Consider the following 21,507-nt stretch of genomic DNA (forward strand, 5'->3'; position numbering starts at 1 on the left):
TTGCATTTTGAAATGAGTCTTTATTCAAGTCCTTCTTCTGCCAGTTCAATTGCGCGCAGCATCGCTTTCGCTTTATTCATCGTTTCCTGAAATTCATTCGCAGGAACCGAATCCGCAACTAATCCCGCCCCTACCGAAATATAAGCGGTATCGTCTTTAATCAGAATCGTTCGAATGGTTATGCAGGTATCAAGGTTACCACTGAAACTGAAATACCCGACCGCACCCGCATATATTCCTCTCCTTGTCGGTTCAAGTTCGTCGATAATCTCCATCGCGCGAATTTTCGGCGCGCCCGTAACGGTTCCCGCTGGGAAACAAGCACGTAACGCATCGAATTCATCGAGTCCATCGTTTAATTCGCCACGAACATTGCTCACGATATGCATAACATGCGAATATTTCTCGATCGTCATTAAATCCGTTACTTCAACGGTACCATATTTACTCACGCGACCGACATCATTTCGACCTAAATCAACCAGCATAATATGTTCCGCCCGTTCTTTCGGGTCAGCTAACAAATCTTCAATCAAATCATCATCTTCTTTCTCAGATTTGCCACGACGCCGCGTTCCTGCAATTGGTCTTACTTCAACCACGCGATTTTCTACGCGAACCATAACTTCCGGCGATGACCCCGCTAATTTCAAATCACCAAATTGCAGATAATACATATACGGAGACGGATTAACCGACCGTAACGCACGATAGATATCAAACGGGTCAGCGGAAATGTTCGTCTGTAACCGTTGGGCAAGAACAACTTGGAAAATATCGCCCGCTCGAATATATTCCAGCGCGCGTTCAACAGCGGATTCAAATTCCGATTGCGTAAAATTCGAGCTGAATTCATGCATCGGATGTTTATCAATTCTCGGTTTACTCGGTTCGACCGGTTCGCGCAGAATTTCAATCAACTGCTGGATCTGGTCAACTGCAGAGAAATATGCGGTATCAATATCGCTATTCTCAATATGCGCATTAGAAACCACCTTGATTTTATGCTGGACATGGTCGAAGATTAGAATCGCGTCGGTGAACATAAAATACGCATCCGGTACCGCTAGGTCGTCAGGATTCTTATCCGGAAGCACTTCCATAAATCGCACCATATCATAACTCAAATACCCGACCGCACCGCCGTAAAACCGTGGTAGATTCGGGTCGGGAACGCTTGTATATTTGCGTAAGAGTTGTTTGAGCGAATCCAACGGGTCATTCACCGTTTTCTTTTCAATGAAACCACCGCGAATAATTTGGATTTCGTTCCCTTTACTCTTGAAAATCAGAGAAGGATTTACGCCGAGAAACGAATATCGAGCGATTTTTTCGCCTCCTTCAACGCTCTCTAATAAAAACGCATACTCTTGATGCATGAGTTTCCGGAATGCGGAAACCGGCGTCTCGATATCCGCTAAGATTTCTTTATAAACTGGGATAAGATTGCCTTGTTTCGCTTTTTCACGAAACTCAGCTAACGATGGATATATCATAACAATTAACCACAGAGACCGCAGAGAAAAACTGAATAAATATATCTTTTACATTCTATTTTTCTCTGTTGTTCTCAGTATCCTCTGTGGTTCTATTTTTTATATACTTTCTTCTCATCAAACACTTTTTCGCCGCATTCAACGCAGGTATCTTTCTCTACTTTCCGGAAAAAACAGGAACGATATCCGGTATGACATGCACCACCGATTTGTTCGACTTTAATCAAAACCGCATCGCCATCGCAATCGATATATACCTCTTTCACTTTCTGAATATGCCCAGAAGTTTCTCCTTTCCGCCATAGTTTCTGCCGTGACCGGCTGTAAAAACAAGTCTTACCATCCGTTAAAGTTTCAACTAGCGCTTCTTGATTCATATATGCAACCATTAAAACTTCATTATTATTCGCATCTTGAATGATAACGCACACCAACCCTTTTTCATCAAACTTGATTTGATTAAGTATTTCTTTCATATAGTATGTAGTCAAGAGAAATTGGTTTGAATTAACCGGAATCAAAATATTCTTGGTAACTCTTCACTCTCTTAGTCTTGACCTTATCGGAATTATAATCGTATCGGGACACCTTTCTGTTTAAGATATTCTTTCGCTTCGCGAATCGTATAAGTCCGATAATGGAAAATTGATGCCGCTAAAACCGCATCCGCTTTCCCAATGGTTAACCCTTCATAGAGATGGTCTAACGTTCCGACCCCACCGGAAGCGATGATGGGGATATTCGTTGCTTCAGCAATCGCTGCGGTTAACTCTAAATCATAGCCATCTTGCGTACCATCTCGATCCATACTAGTTAATAAGATTTCGCCAGCACCATATTTTTCAACCTGTTGTGCCCATTCGATAGCATCGAGTCCAGTCGGTGTTCTCCCTCCATGGATATATACTTCCCAGGAAAGAGGGCTGGTCTTCTTTCGTTTCGCATCGATTGCTACGACAATACATTGCGCTCCGAATCGGTCAGATGCAGCTTTAACAAACTCCGGATTTTCGACTGCTGCAGTGTTGATTGAAACCTTATCCGCTCCGGCTTTAAGTAGGTTTCGAATATCATCTATAGTTCGAATTCCACCGCCGACGGTTACCGGCATAAACGCGACTTCTGCTGTCCGATAGACCACATCGAGCATAATATTCCGCTTCTCATACGATGCGGTGATATCCAGGAACACCAATTCATCCGCACCTTCTTCATCATAGATATGCGCGACTTCTACCGGGTCACCGGCATCACGGAGATTCAGGAAATTGACTCCTTTAACCACCCGGCCATCTTTAACATCTAAACAGGGAATAATCCGTTTCGCTAACATATATAACCACAGAGTACACAGATTCTATAATATAGATTACAGCGATTCAATCTGTGTAGATTAAATATTGTTTATTTTAGCATAATTTAGTTACTTCTGGTTAATCAACCGTTTATCAAGCTTGACAAGAGTGGGAAAGAGTTATATATTTAACCATAACAATATCAGGGATATTAAATTCATTGAGGAGTTAAACGTATGCAACAAAATCAAAATCGGATGTATATACTCATTTTATTCGTTTTAATCAGTTCGAGTTTTCTTATTGCCAAAGAAACAGAAGTGTACTGGACGAGTTCTGCTGGACGGTGGTTCCCAGCCAATGAAAAAGAATTAACTACGATGGTAAATGGATTCTTGAGCAAAGCAACAACCGCATCGTTACCTGGCGAAATAGTTGCGTTAATTTCACCCCATGCAGGATATCCCTATTCCGGTCCAATTGCCGCCTATGCTTATAAACAGATCGAAGGAAAACAGTATGATACGGTTATCCTGCTCGGATTAGCGCATCGGTATCCGTTAACCAATGCGGCGATTTATGACCGAGGAGTTTGGCAGAGTCCGCTCGGGAAACTTGAGATTGATACCGAGTTAGCGAAAAGTATAGAAAAAGCAAATCAAACTTTAATAAAATTTAATCCAGACGCTTTCCAAGGAGAACATTCGGTTGAAAATCAGCTACCATTTCTCCAGGGGACGTTGAAGAACTTCAGAATCGTCCCGATTCTGGTTAACCGATCGGAACTCGCTGAACCGTTAGCAAAAGCTATTTTCACCGCTATCAACCAACAGAAATCGAAAAAGATTCTTATTGTTGCGAGTACCGATTTATCCCATCTCCAATATCCGAAACTGGATGAAGCGAAAAAAACCGATGATATCGCTCTAACGGCAATGCAGAAGCTTAATCCGAATGGATTGAACGGTATCCCTTGCGGGGAAGCGGGAGTTATGACTGCAATTATAATTGCGAAATCGCTTGGTGCGAAACAAGGGATAGTATTAAAATACGGGAACTCGTATGAAATTACTAACGATTTATCCTGGGTAGTTGGCTATGGTGCAGTAGCGATCATCAAATCCAAAATTCAAAATCCGAAATCAAAAATAGAACAACAATCTGCAATCTGCAATCCGCAATCTGCAATATTAGATTTGTTACTCACCGCAACGAAGCAGACGACTGAACTTAAAAAATGGGAACCTCAACTAGATGACCGTGCGCAAAAAGAACTGCTTAAACTTGCACGGAATACGCTTGAAACTTATATCCGCCATAGCAGAACCCTAGAATATAAACCGATGTATGAAGTGTTAACCGAAAATTGGGGAGCGTTTGTTACCTTGATGAAAGATGGGCAGTTACGCGGGTGTATCGGTCATTTCGGTCGAGATATGCCGTTGTATCAAGTGGTTAAAGAAATGACGATTGCTGCGGCAACGCAAGACCCGCGATTTTATCTGGTTAAAGTAGATGAATTAGCGAATATTAAAATCAAAATATCGGTTCTCTCGGATTTAAAGCCGATTTCTGATGTGAACGAGATTATCGTTGGCAAACATGGGGTATATATCCGTTCCGGATACCGTAGCGGAACCTATCTTCCGGAAGTTGCGGTTGAACAGGGTTGGACACGCACCCAGATGCTCGAACATCTCTGCGAGCATAAAGCCGGACTACCGAAAGATGCATGGAAAGATAAAAACACGCAGATATATATCTATACATCACAAGTTTTCGGAGAGAAATAATAAATCTGAATTTTTCAAAGTTCAAAATCCAAATAAATCGTTACATCCTTAAATTATTCAATGATTGCTATTGATTCAAGGATTTATTTGATATTTGGGTTTTGTCATTTGGATTTGCTTTTTTTATCGATTCTATCTGGTTGGTTAAACCTTGTTTCAGGTCGAAAGAAGGTTGAAAACCAAGTTCGATGTTTGCTTTTGTCGTATCCGCGAGCGTATCGCGAACATCACCTTTCTGTTTCTCCTGATATACCCGTTTGCTTTTCATTCCAATAAGTTCATCGAGTAAATCTAACAAATCATTTAATGTAACCCGATGTCCGCCGCCGAGATTATACGCTTGCCCTGGCCGACCTTTTTCCATCGCTAGAATGTTCCCGTGAATAATATCGGCGATATAGGTGAAATCCCGGGTTTGGTTCCCGTCATCATAGATGATCACCGGTTCTTGTTTTAGCATAGCGGTGATAAATTTATGGAACGCCATATCCGGCCGCTGCCGTGGTCCGTAAACAGTAAAATACCGTAATGATACCGTTGGAATCCCAAAGTTTTTCCAATAGAGATAACAGAGATGTTCCGCCGCAAGTTTAGTTACGCCATAGGGTGAAATCGGCTGGAGGCGGTTATCTTCTTTCATCGGGAGAATATCCGTATCGCCATAGATTGAAGATGAAGAAGCATAAATCAACCGTTTTAGATTCGATGGTTGATAGGTTTTAATCGCTTCTAATAACCGTTGGGTAGCGAGAATATTATTTTCGGTATAACTAGCGAAGGTTGTGCCCCAACTCGCACGAACGCCTGCTTGCGCCGCTTGATGGAATATATAATCTACATCGAGTAGAGGCTGAAAATCTTCAGCTCTAACCGAAACCAAATTCGCTTCAATAAACGTAAACTGTTTTTGATTCAGCAGGTTTGCGAGGTTCCGTTCTTTAATTGCTCGTGGATAATAGTCGGTGAAACAATCAATTCCTACCACCTGGTACCCGAGTTCAACCAATTTCTCCGCAAGATGCGACCCGATAAATCCAGCTACACCGGTAATCAAGCATTTCATATTATATAATATTGCCACGAATATCTCGAATGATAACGAAAATTCAGTATCGCTTTATTTCGCGGTCATTTATTCAATTCACGGTCTATGATTTTTGCATTATCGCATTGATTTTTTTCGCGGCGTTGGTCACCGTTTCTTTCGGCGACTGTTTTTTCGCCCAGAGTTTATCGAATTCATCTTTCAGGATTCGAGATACTTCAAATCCGGAAACATACGGTGAAACCTGTTCCGTTCTCGCGATTTTCATCCCATCGAGATAAATCTGGTTCTTATCTTCTTTCGGGAACTCGGGATTGAATAGGAATTCCGGCAGTTGCGCAACTGATATCCGGCTGGGAATCCCGTCGCCGGTTCGGGTAACGATAAGCTGGTCTTCTTTTTCCGCTAGAAATTTAACGAATCGGAACGATTCTTCCGGATGTTTAGCATTATACGGTATAACAAAACTTTTACTAAACGCATAATTCGCTGGATATTTCCCTTGCGGTAACGGCGCAATTGACCAATCTAACTCTTTCCGCTGACGATAACTCACCGTCATATATCTGCCACTAACCAACATCGCAACTTTTTCCGCAGCGAATAGGTTCATCGCACCGCCCCAATTCCCTAACGTTGCCATCTGGTTCTCTTCCGCTAACGTGGGCATCACCCGATGTTTGTACTGTAAATCATATAAGAACTGGATACCAGCTAAGCATTCCGGAGAATCGAGCGTACATCTTTTCCCATCATCAGAATACATCTTACCACCGAATTGCCAGATTATCGGCTGGACTTCTTTCCAATAATAGACTCCGTAATGGATAACTCGACCTGTTTTCGGGTCGCGTTTCGTCAGTTTTTTTGCAGCGTCGAGCATATCATCTAACGTCCAATGTTCGGTCGGATAGGATACTCCAGCTTCGTCAAACAATCGTTTATTATAATACAATACGAGATTCGTCATATTATCCGGTAGGCCATAGATTTTCCCGTCGTCGTAATAGATATACGGTTTCAGTTGCGGCCAGAAATCGGTCATATCAACGTTGTATTTCTGGATATACGGGGTTAAATCGAGTAACGCTTTTTTCTCGCAAAGAATCCGAAAGAAATTGATGGAATACGTGGTAAATACGTCCGGCGGTTCACCGCCAGCAATCTGGGTTAACGCTTTCTGTTCCAGCGCAACATCGCCGCCTGGATAATCTGGTTTAATCTTAATATCCGGATTCGATTTTTCAAACGCAGCTATCTGCTCTTTCCGAATCGGATTACCGTCTACCATCCAGCGCAGATAAACAACTTTCTGTCCGGATACCGTTGTCGGCTGCTGCGCGCTACAACTTAATAATATACTTAATCCACAGAGTACACTGATTAACCTTAAAGATACAATATACTTGTTCATATCCAACTCCTATCAAGCGCCTATTTTTTCTTGTCGAATAATTGTTTATATTCGCTATATCCTTCTTTATCCAAATCTTCTTTCGGGATAAAACGTACCGCAGCGGAATTGATACAATATCGCAGTCCGGTTGGTTGCGGTCCGTCATGAAACACATGACCGAGATGGGAGTCACCAGATTTACTCCGAACCTCAATTCGTTCCATCATGAAACTATAATCCGGTTTTTCAACAATATTGTTCTCATCTAACGGTTTACTGAAACTTGGCCAGCCACAACCGGAATCGAATTTATCCAACGAACTAAATAGTGGTTCCCCGGTAACAATATCAACGTATATCCCGTCCCGATGTTCGTTCCAATATTCATTCTGGAACGCAGGTTCAGTCGCATTCTCTTGCGTAACCTTATACTGCAAGGGAGTAAGTCTCTTTTTCAATTCTTCTGGTGACGGTTTATGATATGTCCGTTTGGGATTCGTTGATGGGAGTAAACTTGTCGTTGCATCCGCCCATATCTTGTTTAAATATTCATCGCGACCGGAATGAGCGCGATACGTTTTATATCGTACCGGACATTTCTTATAAAAATCCTGATGATATTCTTCTGCCGGATAGAATGTTGTTGCTGGAATTATTGCGGTAACGATTGGTTTTGGATACCGACCGGATTGGTTCAACTGCTGTTTCGATTGTTCTGCGAGTTTCTTCTGCTCCTCGGTATGATAGAAGATTGCGGTTCGATATTGCGGACCTCGGTCAACAAACTGACCGTTCGGATCAGTCGGGTCAATCTGCTGCCAGAAAATATCTAATAACTGCTGATATGAAACTTTTTTCGGGTCAAAGGTTATCTGCACCGCTTCATAATGTCCGGTAGTACCAGTACAAACTTCTGCATAGGTCGGATTCTTTTTGGTTCCGCCGGTATATCCTGAAACTACGGTAATCACACCATCGACCTGTTTGAACGCCGGTTCGATACACCAGAAACATCCGCCTGCAAACGTCGCATATTCGACTTGATTATTGTTACCTATCGCCATAGTATTCACCTCATAATTCTGATAGGATATTATAATAAAAAAGACGAAAAGTATAAACCCACTAAATTTAATTCTTGATTTCATATCCGTATTCCTATCCTAACGCCACATCCAGCAGCATCATGGTAGCGAATCCGAGCATCGCTCCGATCGTAGCGATATGCGTATTCCGTTGCATTTGCGATTCCGGAATAATCTCTTCAACGACGACATAAATCATTGCGCCAGCAGCGAATGATAATGCATAGGGAAGCAGCGGTTTTATCATCAATACCGCAGTCGCCCCAATTACCCCAGCTACCGGTTCAACGAATCCGGATAATTGACCATACCAGAAACTTTTCAATCGGGTTAATCCTTCCCGACGTAACGGAACTGAGACTGCGGTTCCTTCCGGAAAATTCTGCAGTCCGATCCCGATTGTTAACGCTATCGCTGCTCCGAGCGATGCTGAGGGTAGCCCAGCTGAAACTGCTCCGAACGCTACTCCAACCGCTAATCCTTCCGGAATATTATGGAGCGTTATTGCCAGAACCAACAAGATACTTCGCTGCCAGTCGGTTTTGATTCCTTCTGCCTGTTCGAGCGGAAATTCAATATGCAAATGCGGTAAAATTTTATCTACTAACCAGAGAAACGCACCGCCGAGCAGGAATCCGACGATCGCCGGCATCCAGCCGGGAACCCGCATCTGTTCCGCCATTTCGATAGCTGGCGCTAATAGCGACCAGAAACTCGCAGCAATCATAACACCAGCAGCGAACCCGAGCATACTATCTAGTATTTTCCGATTCAATGTTTTGAATAAGAATACGGAACTAGCACCGAACGCGGTGACTGACCAAGTGAATAGCGTTCCGAGTAACGTTTGCAGAACCGGATGTAAACTTTTAAACCAATCAAGAACCATAAATAAATGTGGATTGCGAAAGCTTGCTTTCGCTTTGCATTTACCCAAGCTAGCTTAGCTAAAATCACTTGGGAATTCTTCAACAACATAGCCTGGCGAAATCTATCTAGCCGCGGCTATATAAGTTTATTTCACTATCTGCTTACTTCGTTAATCAATTTATTTTTTCCGAAATTGCGGAGTTAATATATCTTGAATCTGTTCAAACGGAAGTTCTACTTCCGGAATTCCTACAATTCGGGGTCCGACCTGATACTGCTGGAAAATGAAGATGATACTTTTATCGGTTAGCATAAACGTTTGATAATTTTTCGATATCGGCGCCGTGCCGGTATTAATCCAGTCCGATTGCGATGGTTGTAGTTTTTGCGCTAGTATCGGGCGGACAAATGCTGATATTCGAACTAAATAGTCAGTTTTGGAATTAAATATATCTGATAATGCTAATTCCTTGCCGGTTTTAAAATCATAGGTTTTCGTTACTACGAGCGTAGTTCCATGCGCGCCGCCAGTAAAGGTATAGATATCGAATCGAATACTTTTAATTCGTTCTGAGTAGTGCGTGATACGATAGGTTATCCAGAGTTCGTTCTTCCACGCGGGTGAAATCCGTTTCGGACTGATTTGATGTTTAAAATCAGCGATAGTATTTCGGATTAGTTTCTCTATTTTTCGGTTTATGATGTTATTCGTTACGCACGGATAGGTAATATTAATGAGATATGTATCAGTTTTTTGGTGAATATTCTTATCCGATCGTATACATTCCGGATATGACGGTATAGCTATACTACTCCTGCTCAAGCTAGATATAAGAATGAGGATTAACGAGGTTATTTTTATTTTTACCATAATCTTTACTGACGAAATTTTATATGAGTAACCGCTGCATCAATCGATGTAATTCCGGATTAACGACCGCTAAAACTTGGCATATCGAATGAGATTTTTAGAAATATTATAACAAAATTAGGTGAAAGGAAAATAAACTTGGAGAACGAGATTATGTTGACTGCGTAAGCTTGCTAGCGCTTTGCTTTTCCAAAGGTTACTTTGAAGTAGTATACATACGAAATCCGGGGAAGCAATCTTGTCTTTAAAAAAAAAGCGGGAGCAAGCTCCCGCAGTTTATCCTATTTAAATCTAAATAATGTAAAACAATCAATTGTTTTATAGCTTCTTATGGCAGAGCCACCAATCTAGACATTCGAACTCGCCGGATTTCGCTTTCTCCAGCCGTTCTTTCGCAGTTTTAACATCTTTCGGAGGCGGAATGATAACATGGTTATCGCCAACAACTTCACTTTTCGGCCAGTTCGCGGGCATAGCGACTTTATTCTTATCCGCAATCTGCATCGCTTCAACCGCACGGAGTATCTCATCCATATTTCGACCGAGTTCTTGCGGGTAATAGAAGATGATTCGGATGATTCCGTTTGCATCAACGATGAATACCGCTCGCACGGTATTAGTTCCTTTACCTGGATGAATCAGACCGAGCGTTTCCGCTACCGCACCGGTATCCGCAATGATCGGAAATTGGATTTCGATATTTAGTTTCTCTTTAATCCATTCTTCCCATTTCATATGCGCGAATACCTGGTCAACACTCAATCCAATCAATTCGCAGTTTAACGCCTTAAACTTATCATACCGTTTCTGGAAAGCGACGAATTCAGTTGTACATACCGGCGTGAAATCAGCTGGATGGCTGAATAAAACGAACCATTTCCCAGCATAATCATTCGGCAACATTTTTTCACCGTGGGTCGTTTGAACTTTCATTTCCGGGAATTTATCCCCTAGCAACGGCATACTTTTTTTTACTCCAGTGGGTTCCATAGATAACCCTCCTTAATGTGTTTAGATTTTTTTAGGGTGAATTGAGTTTTCAACCCTAATTATCAGATTAGACGCGTTTGAATAACAATAGATTCAATGTATACGAGAGTAAAATAGCATGGAATAATTAAATTAGGCAATATGCAATTTCATATTTACCAGTTGTCAAGAGAGGGTAATACCGTGTAAACTATTACAATGAATCATAGTTGCCGTATAGCACTAAACTAAATATTCATTCTACGAGGTATGATTATGATACCAAAAGTCAGGAACACTGTGCTAGGGATGGAACCATACAATCCAGGGAAACCGATTGAAGAGGTAAAACGGGAACTGGGATTAACGGATGTAATTAAACTCGCCTCGAATGAGAATCCACTTGGTCCATCACCGCTTGCAAAACAAGCGATAATCAATGCCGTGGATGAAGCGAACTTATATCCTGATGGGAGCGGATTCGCGTTACGGAAAAAACTTGCGGAAAAATTTGCTGTTTCGATGGATGAAATTATTCTCGGGAGCGGGTCAGATGAAATCATCTCGATGCTCGCGCAAACGTTCATTTCGCCCGGCGATGAAGCGGTGACTTCCGCGTTTTCGTTTGTTCGGTATGAACAAGCGGTACAGTTAATGGATGGCGTGATGAAATTTGCACCGATGCGTGAGTATACCTACGATTTACCTGCAATAGCGAAATTAATAACTTCGAAAACGAAGTTAGTGTTTATAGCGAATCCGAATAATCCGACCGGAACGATGGTGGATAAAACCGCAGTAGCTGAATTTATGGAGAATGTCCCGCCGGAAGTGTTAGTGGTGTTCGATGAAGCATATTATGAATATGCGCTTAGTCCGGAGTATCCGCAGACGTTCGATTATTTTCGGCAAGGGAAGAATGTGATTATTTTACGAACGTTTTCGAAAATCTATGGATTAGCGGGATTTCGAGTCGGGTATGGTTTTGGGAAGCCGGAATTATTAAATATGTTGCATAAAGTTCGACCACCGTTCAATGTTAATCGAATGGCACAAATTGCAGCGTTAGCGAGTTTAGATGATGATGACCATGTGACTCGCAGCCGGGAAACGAATCAGCGCGGGAAAGAATATCTCTATGCCGAATGCGCTCGACTCGGGCTGGAATATGTTCCAACGGCAGCGAATTTCATTTTGATAAAGTGTAAAACTGACGCAAACAGAGTATTTGAAACCTTATTACGGCAGGGAGTAATCGTTCGGCAGATCGGCGCCGAGTATATTCGCGTGACTATCGGGACGATGCCGCAAAATGAACGGTTTATTCGCGCATTACAGAAAGTTTTAGCATAGAAATTGGTTATTCAGTTCGAAAATTGAATTTCAATAATTCGGAGAGAGGTAAAAGAGAAAAACTATGATACTGGTTTTACGGCCGGATGCTACTCCGGAACAAATTGAACATATTTTAACCCGAATACGTGAACTCGGGTTAACTCCACATATCTCTAGAGGAGTTAAACGGACTATAATCGGAGCAATCGGCGATGAAGAAATCTTGCGAGAACAACCGTTAGAAGCTATCCCAGGAGTTGAAAAAGTTCTGCCGATATTAAAACCGTATAAACTCGCGAGTCGTGAATTTAAATCAGAAAATTCAGTTATTGAAATCGATGGGATTACGATTGGCGGGAAACGTATCACCATTATCGCTGGACCATGTTCGGTAGAAACAGAAGAGGTACTGTTAGCGACTGCGCTTGCAGTTAAATCGGCTGGGGCAACGATGCTCCGTGGTGGCGCATTTAAACCGCGTACTTCACCGTATAGTTTTCAAGGGTTAGGTGAAGCGGGATTGAAAATGCTCGCTAAAGTGAAACAGGAAACCGGCTTGGGTATCGTTACCGAAGTGATGGATACCCGCGATGTAGAATTGGTAGCGCAATATGCGGATATCATTCAAATCGGCGCACGCAATATGCAGAATTTTAATCTGTTGAAAGAGGTTGGGATGCTGCAAAAACCGGTGTTACTGAAACGGGGTATGATGTCAACCTATGAAGAGACATTAATGTCAGCGGAATATATTATGTCGAAAGGGAACTATAATGTTATCCTCTGTGAACGGGGAATTCGAACGTTTGAAAAAATGACCCGGAATACCCTAGATTTAAATGCGGTCGTTGCGTTTAAACAGCAGAGTCATCTGCCGGTCATCGTTGACCCGAGTCATGGAACAGGGCACTGGCGGTGGGTAGCGCCGTTATCCCGAGCAGCGATTGCAGCTGGCGCTGACGGGTTAATGATTGAAGTTCATCCGGAACCGGAAAAAGCTTGGTCAGATGGTTCCCAATCATTATTACCGGAGAAATTTGCGACGTTAATGCACGAATTGCAACAAATCGCGCAAATTATTGGACGAGAATTATAATCAGCATATTCAAATTTCGGGTTTGATTTTCTATGAAATATCTGTTTAATAAAGTCGCTATTGTTGGGGTCGGGTTATTAGGTGGTTCGCTCGGGTTAGCTTTGAAAAAGCGTCGGTTGGTTCGGTCGGTAGTTGGGTTAGGCAGAAATCAGCAGCGATTAGACCGTGCCGTTCGGAAACAAGCGATCGATGCATATTATCTTGAACCGGAATGGCAATCCGCAGTGAACGATACGGAATTAGTCGTTATTTGCACGCCGGTTGGTGATATTGTGCGGATTGCGAAACAACTCTGTCGCTGGTTACCCGCGGGTAGTATTATTACTGATGTCGGTAGTACCAAACAGTCTATCGTTCAGCAGATGGATAGTTTTCTCAAACGAGAACGATTTCCAGTATATTTTGTTGGGAGTCATCCGATGGCGGGGTCAGATCAAACCGGTGTTGAAGCTGCACAAGCTGATTTATTCAACCGAGCGGTATGTATTATCACCCCGACAAAATATACCGCAGAACCGGCGATACAAAAAGTATCTCAGTTATGGAAATCGGTTGGTGGAAATATCATTTTTTTAGCGCCGTCACGGCATGACCGATATGTTGCGGCGATAAGTCATCTTCCCCATCTGGTAGCAGCGAGTTTAGTTAATTCTATTGAGCAGGTGAATAGAAAAGATACAACGGTACTTCAGCTCGCTGCCGGTGGGTATAAAGATACTACCCGAATAGCGAGTAGTAGTCCGGAACTCTGGCGGGATATTTGCTTAGAAAACAAAACCAGTATTGTATCGGTATTAAAACTATTTGAAAAAGAATTAACTAGAATGAAACGAGCAATAGAAACCGCTGATTCCCGAGAAATATATCACTGTTTTATACAAGCAAAGAAAGCTCGGGATAAAATTAAATAATAGATAACCTTATCTATATTAATTATTTCCCACTCCGAACCTTAAATCAGGTATTGAAAGGATGAAATTATGCGATTCGATAAACTCACGGTTAAATCTCAAGAAGCAATTCAACAAGCGCAAGGGATCGCTGAACAACATCAGCATCAGCAGATTGATGTAGAACATTTACTTCTCGCGTTACTCAATCAACCTGATGGTGTGGTTATCCCGATACTGCAGAAGCTTGGTGTGAATGTTCCCCTGATGAAAAGTCGAGTTGAAGAAGCGTTAACCAAAATCCCGCAAGTATATGGGACGACGATAGGCCAAATTTATCTTACCCCGCGATTAGCGAAAGTATTCGAGTCTGCCTGGCAGGAAGCACAACGGTTGAAAGATGAATATGTTAGTACCGAACATTTATTACTGGCGATTGCGGATGAAAAAGACGCGACAGCTAGTTCGGAAATATTCCGCAATCTCGGAATTACGAAAGACCGAATTTATACTGCGATGCAAGAGATTCGGGGTGCGCAACGGGTTACTGACCAGAATCCGGAAGATAAATATCAGGCGTTAGCGCGATATAGTCGCGATTTGACTGAATTAGCTCGGAAAAATAAACTTGACCCGGTTATTGGTCGTGATGAAGAGATACGGCGGGTTATCCAAGTTCTATCCCGGAGAACGAAAAATAATCCGGTACTTATTGGCGAACCCGGAGTAGGGAAAACCGCGATTGCTGAAGGGTTAGCGCAACGGATTGTTGCTGGCGATGTGCCGGAAACCTTAAAAAACAAACGGGTAGTTGCGCTAGATATGGGCGCGTTAGTTGCTGGCGCAAAATATCGCGGTGAGTTTGAAGACCGGTTGAAAGCGGTGTTAAAAGAAATCGAACAATCTGAAGGACAGATCATTTTGTTTATTGATGAATTACATACATTAGTCGGTGCGGGCGCTGCGGAAGGAGCGATTGATGCATCGAATATGTTAAAACCGGCGTTAGCCCGTGGTGAACTCCGCTGTATCGGAGCGACGACTTTAGATGAATACCGGAAACATATCGAAAAAGATGCAGCGTTAGAACGACGGTTCCAGCAGGTATTCGTTGGTGAACCGTCAGTCGATGATACCATATCAATTCTGCGTGGGTTGAAAGAGCGATATGAAGTGCATCATGGAGTGAAAATTCAAGATGCCGCGTTAATCGCCGCTGCGGTATTATCGCATCGGTATATTTCCGACCGATTCCTGCCGGATAAAGCGATAGATCTGGTTGATGAAGCGGCATCACGGCTGCGGATTGAAATCGATAGTATGCCGACAGAACTCGATGCTATCGAACGGCAGATACGCCAGTTAGAAGTAGAAAAACAAGCGGTGCAAAAAGAAAAAGATGCTGCTGCCCGTGAACGGTTGAACAAGATTGAAGCTGAACTAGCGGAGTTGAAAGAAACTAGTAGAAGTATGAAAGCGCATTGGCAGAAAGAAAAACAGTATATAACCAAAATTCGCGAGATTAAACAGCAGCTGGATGCATTAAAAACGGAAGAACAGAATGCGGAACGAGTTGGAGATTTAACGCGAGTGGCGGAAATACGGTATGGCAAACTTCCGGCGTTGCAGAAACAGTTAGAGATTGAAAGTAAAAATCTTGCGGAACTTCAGAAAGAGAAGAAGTTCTTGAAAGAAGAAGTCGATGAAGAAGATATCGCAGAAATTGTTTCGAAATGGACGGGGATACCGGTCGCGAAAATGCTGGAAGGAGAAATGCAGAAACTGCTGAAAATGGAAGACCGATTACGTGAACGGGTGGTTGGTCAGGATGATGCGATTAGCGCAGTTGCGAATGCGGTTCGTCGTTCGCGAGCGGGAATAGCTGACCCGAACCGACCTATTGGTTCCTTTATTTTTATGGGACCAACCGGCGTTGGTAAAACCGAACTCGCGCGCGCGTTAGCGGAATTTTTATTTGATGATGAACAAGCGATGATTCGAATTGATATGAGTGAATATATGGAGAAACATACCGTATCCCGATTGATTGGTGCACCGCCGGGATATGTTGGCTATGAAGAAGGCGGACAGTTGACTGAAGCGGTTCGTCGTCGTCCATATTCCGTAGTATTATTTGATGAAATTGAGAAAGCACATCATGATGTGTTTAATGTTCTCTTGCAGATACTTGATGATGGTCGGTTAACTGACGGGCAGGGACGAACGGTTGATTTCAAAAATGTCGTGGTGATTATGACCTCAAATGTCGGGAGTCAGTTTATTACCGAATTAGAAGATGAACAGGATGAAGATACGATGCGGGAAAAGGTTATGGAAGCGTTACGTGTCCAGTTCCGCCCAGAATTTTTGAATCGGATTGATGAGATTATTATCTTTCATCGGTTATCCCGCGAGCAGATTAAACAAATTATTGATATTCAACTACGGCGGTTGCAGAAACGATTAGCTAACCGGAAAATCGGACTAGAAGTTGATGAGAGTGTTAAAGAAATGCTTGCGGATATCGGTTATAATCCGGTATATGGAGCTCGGCCATTAAAACGTGCTATCGTGCAAATGTTAGAAAACCCGTTAGCATTGAAGATTATCAGTGGTGAAATTCAAGATGGGCAGAATGTGATTGCGGTTATGCAAAAAGGTGAAGTGGTGTTTAAGCCTAAAAAGAATTAGACGCTGCTGTTCACAGCAGCGGAGAGGTTTCTCTTCCCGATTTTAGTCGAGGGTTGATAAGCCTTTGGTTTTGAAAAGACTTAGTTCGCATCGAACGTTTGTGATATCTATCAAGATATCAATTTTCTAAATCACTGTGTTACATTAGGGACAAGTAACCCAATGTTATATCCAATTAATTTAAACGTTAACAAGAAACCATGTGTCGTTATCGGCGGGGGTGAAGTTGCGTTACGAAAAGTAGAATCATTATTAAGTTGTGGCGCGCAGGTTACGGTTGTTGCTCCGCAGATTCATCCTGCTTTGCAGAAACTCGCGCGCGCTAAACGTATCCGGATAGTTAACCGCGCATATCAGCCGGAAGATGTAGCGACCGCTTTTTTAGTTATTGGAGCTACCAATAGTAATAAGGTAAATCAGCAGATTGCGCAATCTGCGAAACAGCGCAATGTTTTGGTTAACATAGTTGATACGCCGGAACTCTGTAATTTTCAGGTGCCGGCAAGTATACGTCGCGGGTCGTTGTTAATTACGGTTTCAACGGAAGGGAAAGCGCCAGCGTTATCCAAACATCTTCGAACAGAGTTGGAAAAACAGTTCGGGCCAGAATACGCTATGTTTGTTGAAAAGCTTGCGAAATGGCGAACTGCCCTACGTAAACTAGTTCCGAATCAAAAACAGCGCGACCAGATTATGTCTGCATTAGTTACATCCGATATACTATACCTTTTACAAAGAGGGTTAAAACAAGAAGCGGAACTGCGGTTTAAACAAATTATACAGCAATATGGAACGTGAATGGTTTCTCTTTGGGGAAGTCGGTGACGGAATTACTTTTCGGGTTTAGTAATACATTTTCTATCGGTTCCGCTACGACAAATTATCCCGATGGATATCGAGCTATGCGGCTGGTCTGTTTAAGGAGTGATTATGAATCATCCTGAGTTTAAGTGCGAAGAACTGGTGCATAAGAATTTTTTAGTTTCTTTTCAATTACTCCGATAGGTTAATTTAGATGATGATGGAGTTATGAATATCCTTACGCTCGGATTGAATCATTTAACCGCACCGATTGAAATTCGGGAAAAACTCGCGTTTTCTGAATCGCAGATTCCAGTTGCGTTAACGCGATTACGCGAGATGACTCAAGCGAGTGAAGCGGTGATATTAACCACCTGTAATCGGGTGGAAATATATATCGTTGCTGATGCAACAGTATCGGAAATGATTCATACAACGAAACAATTTCTCGCTGAATTCCACCAGATTCCGATATCGCATTTTGCTCTAAACCTGTATATTCATCACGGGAATGGCGCAGTTCGGCATTTATTTCGGGTAGCGGCAAGTTTAGATTCGATGGTGCTCGGAGAAGCACAGATTCTCGGTCAGGTGAAAGAAGCGTATGAGCTAGCGAAAAAAACTGGGAATACCGGATTTATGCTGAATACGGTATTCCAGCGGGCATTCAATGTCGCGAAAGAAATTCGCAGTAAAACCGATATTGGGAAAGGAGCGGTTTCCATTAGTTCCGTTGCGGTAGAATTAGCCCGAAAGATTTTCGGTGAACTATCGAATCGTTCTGTGATGATTATCGGCGCGGGAGAAATGAGCGAACATACGTTACGGCATCTGGTTGATGCCGGGGCAAGTTCGGTCATTGTGAGTAATCGGAATTACGAGCGTGCGGTTAAACTTGCGGCAGCATATCGTGGGCAAGCGGAACGGTTCGATACCTGTTTCAACCGTATGGTTGACGTTGATATTGTGATAAGTTCAACTGGTTCACCGCGGTTTATTATTCGCAAAGAAGATATGCTGCCGGTTATGCGAGCACGCAAACATAAACCGATATTTCTCATTGATATTGCGGTTCCGCGGGATATTGACCCGCAGGTTGAATCGCTGGATAATGTTTATTTATATAATATCGACCATTTACAGCAGGTAGCGAATAATAATCGAGCGCTGCGGCAACAGGAGTTAGCAAAATGTGAAGCGATTATTGATAAGGAAGTGCAGGAATTTAATCAGTGGTATCATGCGCTGGCGGTTACTCCTGTCATCAAGAAACTGAATGCGAAATTAGACCATATCCGTTTGAAAGAACTGGAAAAAACGTTATATCAACTGGATGAATTAAGCCCGGAACAGAAAGAGAAAATCGGATATTTAACCCAGCGGATTATGAACCAGTTTCTCAACTCGCCGCTTGAACAATTGAAAAAGCGTGCAGCTAGCGGGAATGGGATAATATATTCGCAGGTGGTAACTGAGTTATTTGAGTTGGAAAAAGAAACGGATAATGCTGAACCGCAGAATACCTCTGAATAATCCAGAGTATACGGTACCTTATTTTAACCATTCAATCAATTCATTGGTTAACTAACATATCTCTCTTATGAAAAAACGAACATTGATTCTTGGAACTCGCGGTAGTCAACTCGCTATCCAGCAGGCGGAATGGGTTAAATCCCGGTTATTAAAAAAGGTTCCCGGAATAACCGTTAAACTTGAGAAAATAACGACTACCGGCGATAAATTCCGGGGTACAACTTGGTCGAAAGCGCCAACGAAAGGCGTGTTCACCAAAGAGCTGGAAGAAGCGTTATTAGCGAAGAAGATAGATTTTGCGGTACATAGTTTGAAAGATGTACCGACAGAATTACCTGATGGTTTAGCACTGGTTGCGTTTCCCAAACGAGCGGATGCGCATGATGCGATTATTTTTAATCGGTCAAGCCAAGTTCATGTTCCGGATGAACATGGCGAGGAAACATTATCTTTATTAGATACGCTACCGGAAAAAGCGCGAGTCGGCACCAGCAGTTTGCGACGCCAATCGCAATTGCTTCACTTTCGACCGGATTTGGTTATGGTCGAACTCCGCGGTAACCTAAACACCCGCATCGAGAAACTTGAACAGGAAGGATTAGATGCGATCATTGTCGCTGCTGCAGGGTTAGCTAGGTTGAAAATCAAACATGAGTTTATGCATATCATACCATTTGAAATTATGTTACCTGCAGTCGGGCAGGGGGCGATTGCAATTGAATCCCGTGCTGCAGATAAACCGGTGATAACGTTATTACAACAATTGAATGATAAGAAAACTGAACTTGCGATAACTGCGGAACGGTCGTTTCTCGCTGGGCTAGGTGGTGGATGCCGATTACCGATCGCTGCTTATGCGCGCGTTGAACAGAATAAACTCATTTTAGACGGGTTGATTGCTAGTCCTGACGGCAGTAAGTTTATCCGGAGTAGAATTGAAACCGATATGTTAACGATCCCCAGCGCTGTTGAATTGGGGAACCAATTAGCGCAGAAATTGTTATCCGCTGGTGCTGGACAAATCCTTCAAACTCGAACTGATATTCAATAATTAATAAACCTTATTTTTACGACCCGACTTCATTCGAGAATCATATTATAACTTTATAACTGTTAACGTGATTAAAGCCAGTTGACCTGAATAGGCACGAACTATGGACTGAAGTTTACCCAGCAAGATTGCTGGGCAACGATGTTGACGGTTATTGTAAGATGATGATTCGAATTTCGGATGGATTGATATGAAGAATTTTGGTAAGGTATATCTCGTTGGAGCAGGACCAGGTGACCCTGGGCTTATTACGGTTAAAGGGTTAGAGTGTATCAAAACTGCGGATGTGATTATCTATGATTATTTAGCGAATCCGAAATTGTTAGCGTATGCGAGACCGGAAACAGAACTGATTTATGTCGGGAAAAAAGCGGGTGAACATACTTTACCGCAGGAAGAAATCAATGCTCTTCTGATTAAAAAAGCGCACGCGGGGAAAACCGTCTGCCGACTTAAAGGCGGTGACCCGACGGTGTTCGGTCGTGGCGGAGAAGAAGCGGAAGTGTTAGTTCAGGCTGGTATCCTGTTCGAGTTCGTACCGGGGGTAACCTCTGCGATTGCGGTTCCTGCGTATGCTGGGATACCGGTCACGCATCGGGAATATACCTCCGATTTCGCGGTTATCACCGGACATGAAGTTCCGACGAAAGGTTCTAGTTCGATTAACTGGGCGCACCTCGCAACGAGCGTTGGCACCTTGATATTTCTGATGGGTGTAGGCAATCTCCCGTTAATTGTTACCCAGTTACTCAAACATGGCAGACCAAAACGAACCCCAGTCGCTATAATCCGACATGGAACAACTCCGAAACAGGAAACGATTGTTGGAACACTGGCAGATATAGCTGAAAAAGCCAAACAGAACCAATTCAAACCGCCAGCAGTTATCATTGTCGGGGACGTTGTTAAACTTCGGGATAAACTGAATTGGTTCGAATCGAACCCGTTATTCGGTAAACGGATTCTGGTTACGCGAACGAGATCGCAAGCGAGCGAGTTTGTGCGCGTGTTAGAATCGTTCGGTGCAGAAGTTATCGAATTCCCGACGATAGAGATTATCCCGCCTTCTAACTGGAGACCGCTAGATAAAGCGATTAGAAACCTCGCGAATTATGATTGGGTTATATTTACCAGCGTTAATGGCGTAACATATTTTTTCCAGCGGTTAGCGGAAAAGAACCTTGATTCCCGCCTGTTTCGAACCGCACGAATAGCTGCGATCGGTCCGGCAACTGCGGAAGCGTTGAAGGAAAAAGGGTTAATTCCTGATATTGTTCCGATGGAATATTG

Annotated in this window: 18 protein-coding genes; 9 read left to right on the plus strand and 9 right to left on the minus strand. The window is 42.9% G+C overall.

Features of this window, described 5'->3' with window-relative positions; translation table 11 throughout:
• Positions 1-20: 20 nt before the first annotated feature.
• The 3 genes from trpE to hisF form a co-directional block, all read right to left on the minus strand.
• The gene (trpE, locus tag N3A72_02815; protein ID MCX7918542.1) at positions 21-1,496 is read right to left on the minus strand and encodes an anthranilate synthase component I; all 1,476 of its coding nucleotides are present in this window, start codon (positions 1,494-1,496) and stop codon (positions 21-23) included.
• A gap of 92 nt (positions 1,497-1,588) precedes the next feature.
• Positions 1,589-1,972, minus strand: a complete 384-nt coding sequence (gene hisI / locus N3A72_02820; GenBank protein ID MCX7918543.1) for a phosphoribosyl-AMP cyclohydrolase — start codon at positions 1,970-1,972, stop codon at positions 1,589-1,591.
• A 92-nt stretch (positions 1,973-2,064) separates the two neighbouring features.
• A complete protein-coding gene (gene hisF, locus N3A72_02825; protein MCX7918544.1) occupies positions 2,065-2,829 on the minus strand; it encodes an imidazole glycerol phosphate synthase subunit HisF in 765 nt (254 codons plus the stop codon).
• A 198-nt stretch (positions 2,830-3,027) separates the two neighbouring features.
• Between hisF and amrB the strand changes: the two genes are divergently transcribed.
• A complete protein-coding gene (gene amrB / locus N3A72_02830) occupies positions 3,028-4,584 on the plus strand; it encodes an AmmeMemoRadiSam system protein B (protein ID MCX7918545.1) in 1,557 nt (518 codons plus the stop codon).
• Positions 4,585-4,651: 67 nt separating this feature from the next.
• Here the strand turns inward: amrB and N3A72_02835 are convergent, their stop codons facing one another.
• From N3A72_02835 to N3A72_02860, 6 genes are all read right to left on the minus strand, one after another.
• The gene (locus N3A72_02835) at positions 4,652-5,647 is read right to left on the minus strand and encodes a GDP-mannose 4,6-dehydratase (protein ID MCX7918546.1); all 996 of its coding nucleotides are present in this window, start codon (positions 5,645-5,647) and stop codon (positions 4,652-4,654) included.
• 85 nt (positions 5,648-5,732) lie between these two features.
• Complete coding sequence (locus tag N3A72_02840; GenBank protein ID MCX7918547.1) at positions 5,733-7,043, minus strand: ABC transporter substrate-binding protein; 1,311 nt, start codon at positions 7,041-7,043, stop codon at positions 5,733-5,735.
• Between the two features lie 20 nt (positions 7,044-7,063).
• Positions 7,064-8,089: a peptide-methionine (S)-S-oxide reductase MsrA gene (gene msrA / locus N3A72_02845; protein MCX7918548.1), complete on the minus strand. Its 1,026-nt coding sequence runs from the start codon at positions 8,087-8,089 to the stop codon at positions 7,064-7,066.
• A 94-nt stretch (positions 8,090-8,183) separates the two neighbouring features.
• Positions 8,184-8,999, minus strand: coding sequence for a ZIP family metal transporter (locus tag N3A72_02850; protein ID MCX7918549.1), 816 nt, complete (start codon positions 8,997-8,999; stop codon positions 8,184-8,186).
• A gap of 159 nt (positions 9,000-9,158) precedes the next feature.
• Positions 9,159-9,851, minus strand: a complete 693-nt coding sequence (locus tag N3A72_02855; GenBank protein MCX7918550.1) for a DUF3298 and DUF4163 domain-containing protein — start codon at positions 9,849-9,851, stop codon at positions 9,159-9,161.
• Positions 9,852-10,169: 318 nt separating this feature from the next.
• Positions 10,170-10,841: a peroxiredoxin gene (locus N3A72_02860; GenBank protein MCX7918551.1), complete on the minus strand. Its 672-nt coding sequence runs from the start codon at positions 10,839-10,841 to the stop codon at positions 10,170-10,172.
• 255 nt (positions 10,842-11,096) lie between these two features.
• On the opposite strand from N3A72_02860, the gene hisC reads away from it, so the two are divergent.
• The 8 genes from hisC to cobA all read left to right on the plus strand — a co-directional run.
• Positions 11,097-12,173 (plus strand): histidinol-phosphate transaminase, encoded by a 1,077-nt coding sequence (hisC, locus tag N3A72_02865; protein MCX7918552.1) that lies wholly within the window; start codon positions 11,097-11,099, stop codon positions 12,171-12,173.
• Between the two features lie 64 nt (positions 12,174-12,237).
• A complete protein-coding gene (gene aroF / locus N3A72_02870) occupies positions 12,238-13,251 on the plus strand; it encodes a 3-deoxy-7-phosphoheptulonate synthase (protein ID MCX7918553.1) in 1,014 nt (337 codons plus the stop codon).
• A 32-nt stretch (positions 13,252-13,283) separates the two neighbouring features.
• Entirely contained in the window at positions 13,284-14,162 is an 879-nt protein-coding gene (locus N3A72_02875; protein ID MCX7918554.1) for a prephenate dehydrogenase, read from the plus strand.
• A gap of 69 nt (positions 14,163-14,231) precedes the next feature.
• Positions 14,232-16,832 (plus strand): ATP-dependent chaperone ClpB, encoded by a 2,601-nt coding sequence (gene clpB / locus N3A72_02880; GenBank protein ID MCX7918555.1) that lies wholly within the window; start codon positions 14,232-14,234, stop codon positions 16,830-16,832.
• 162 nt (positions 16,833-16,994) lie between these two features.
• Positions 16,995-17,630: a bifunctional precorrin-2 dehydrogenase/sirohydrochlorin ferrochelatase gene (locus N3A72_02885; GenBank protein MCX7918556.1), complete on the plus strand. Its 636-nt coding sequence runs from the start codon at positions 16,995-16,997 to the stop codon at positions 17,628-17,630.
• A 231-nt stretch (positions 17,631-17,861) separates the two neighbouring features.
• On the plus strand, positions 17,862-19,166 hold the full coding sequence (gene hemA, locus N3A72_02890; protein ID MCX7918557.1) for a glutamyl-tRNA reductase: 1,305 nt from the start codon (positions 17,862-17,864) through the stop codon (positions 19,164-19,166).
• A gap of 67 nt (positions 19,167-19,233) precedes the next feature.
• Positions 19,234-20,217, plus strand: coding sequence for a hydroxymethylbilane synthase (gene hemC, locus N3A72_02895; GenBank protein ID MCX7918558.1), 984 nt, complete (start codon positions 19,234-19,236; stop codon positions 20,215-20,217).
• Positions 20,218-20,407: 190 nt separating this feature from the next.
• Positions 20,408-21,507 (plus strand): uroporphyrinogen-III C-methyltransferase (gene cobA / locus N3A72_02900; protein ID MCX7918559.1); only part of this gene is annotated, 1,100 nt, incomplete at its 3' end.

The organism is bacterium, from assembly GCA_026416715.1.
GTDB lineage: Bacteria > UBP4 > UBA4092 > JAOAEQ01 > JAOAEQ01 > JAOAEQ01.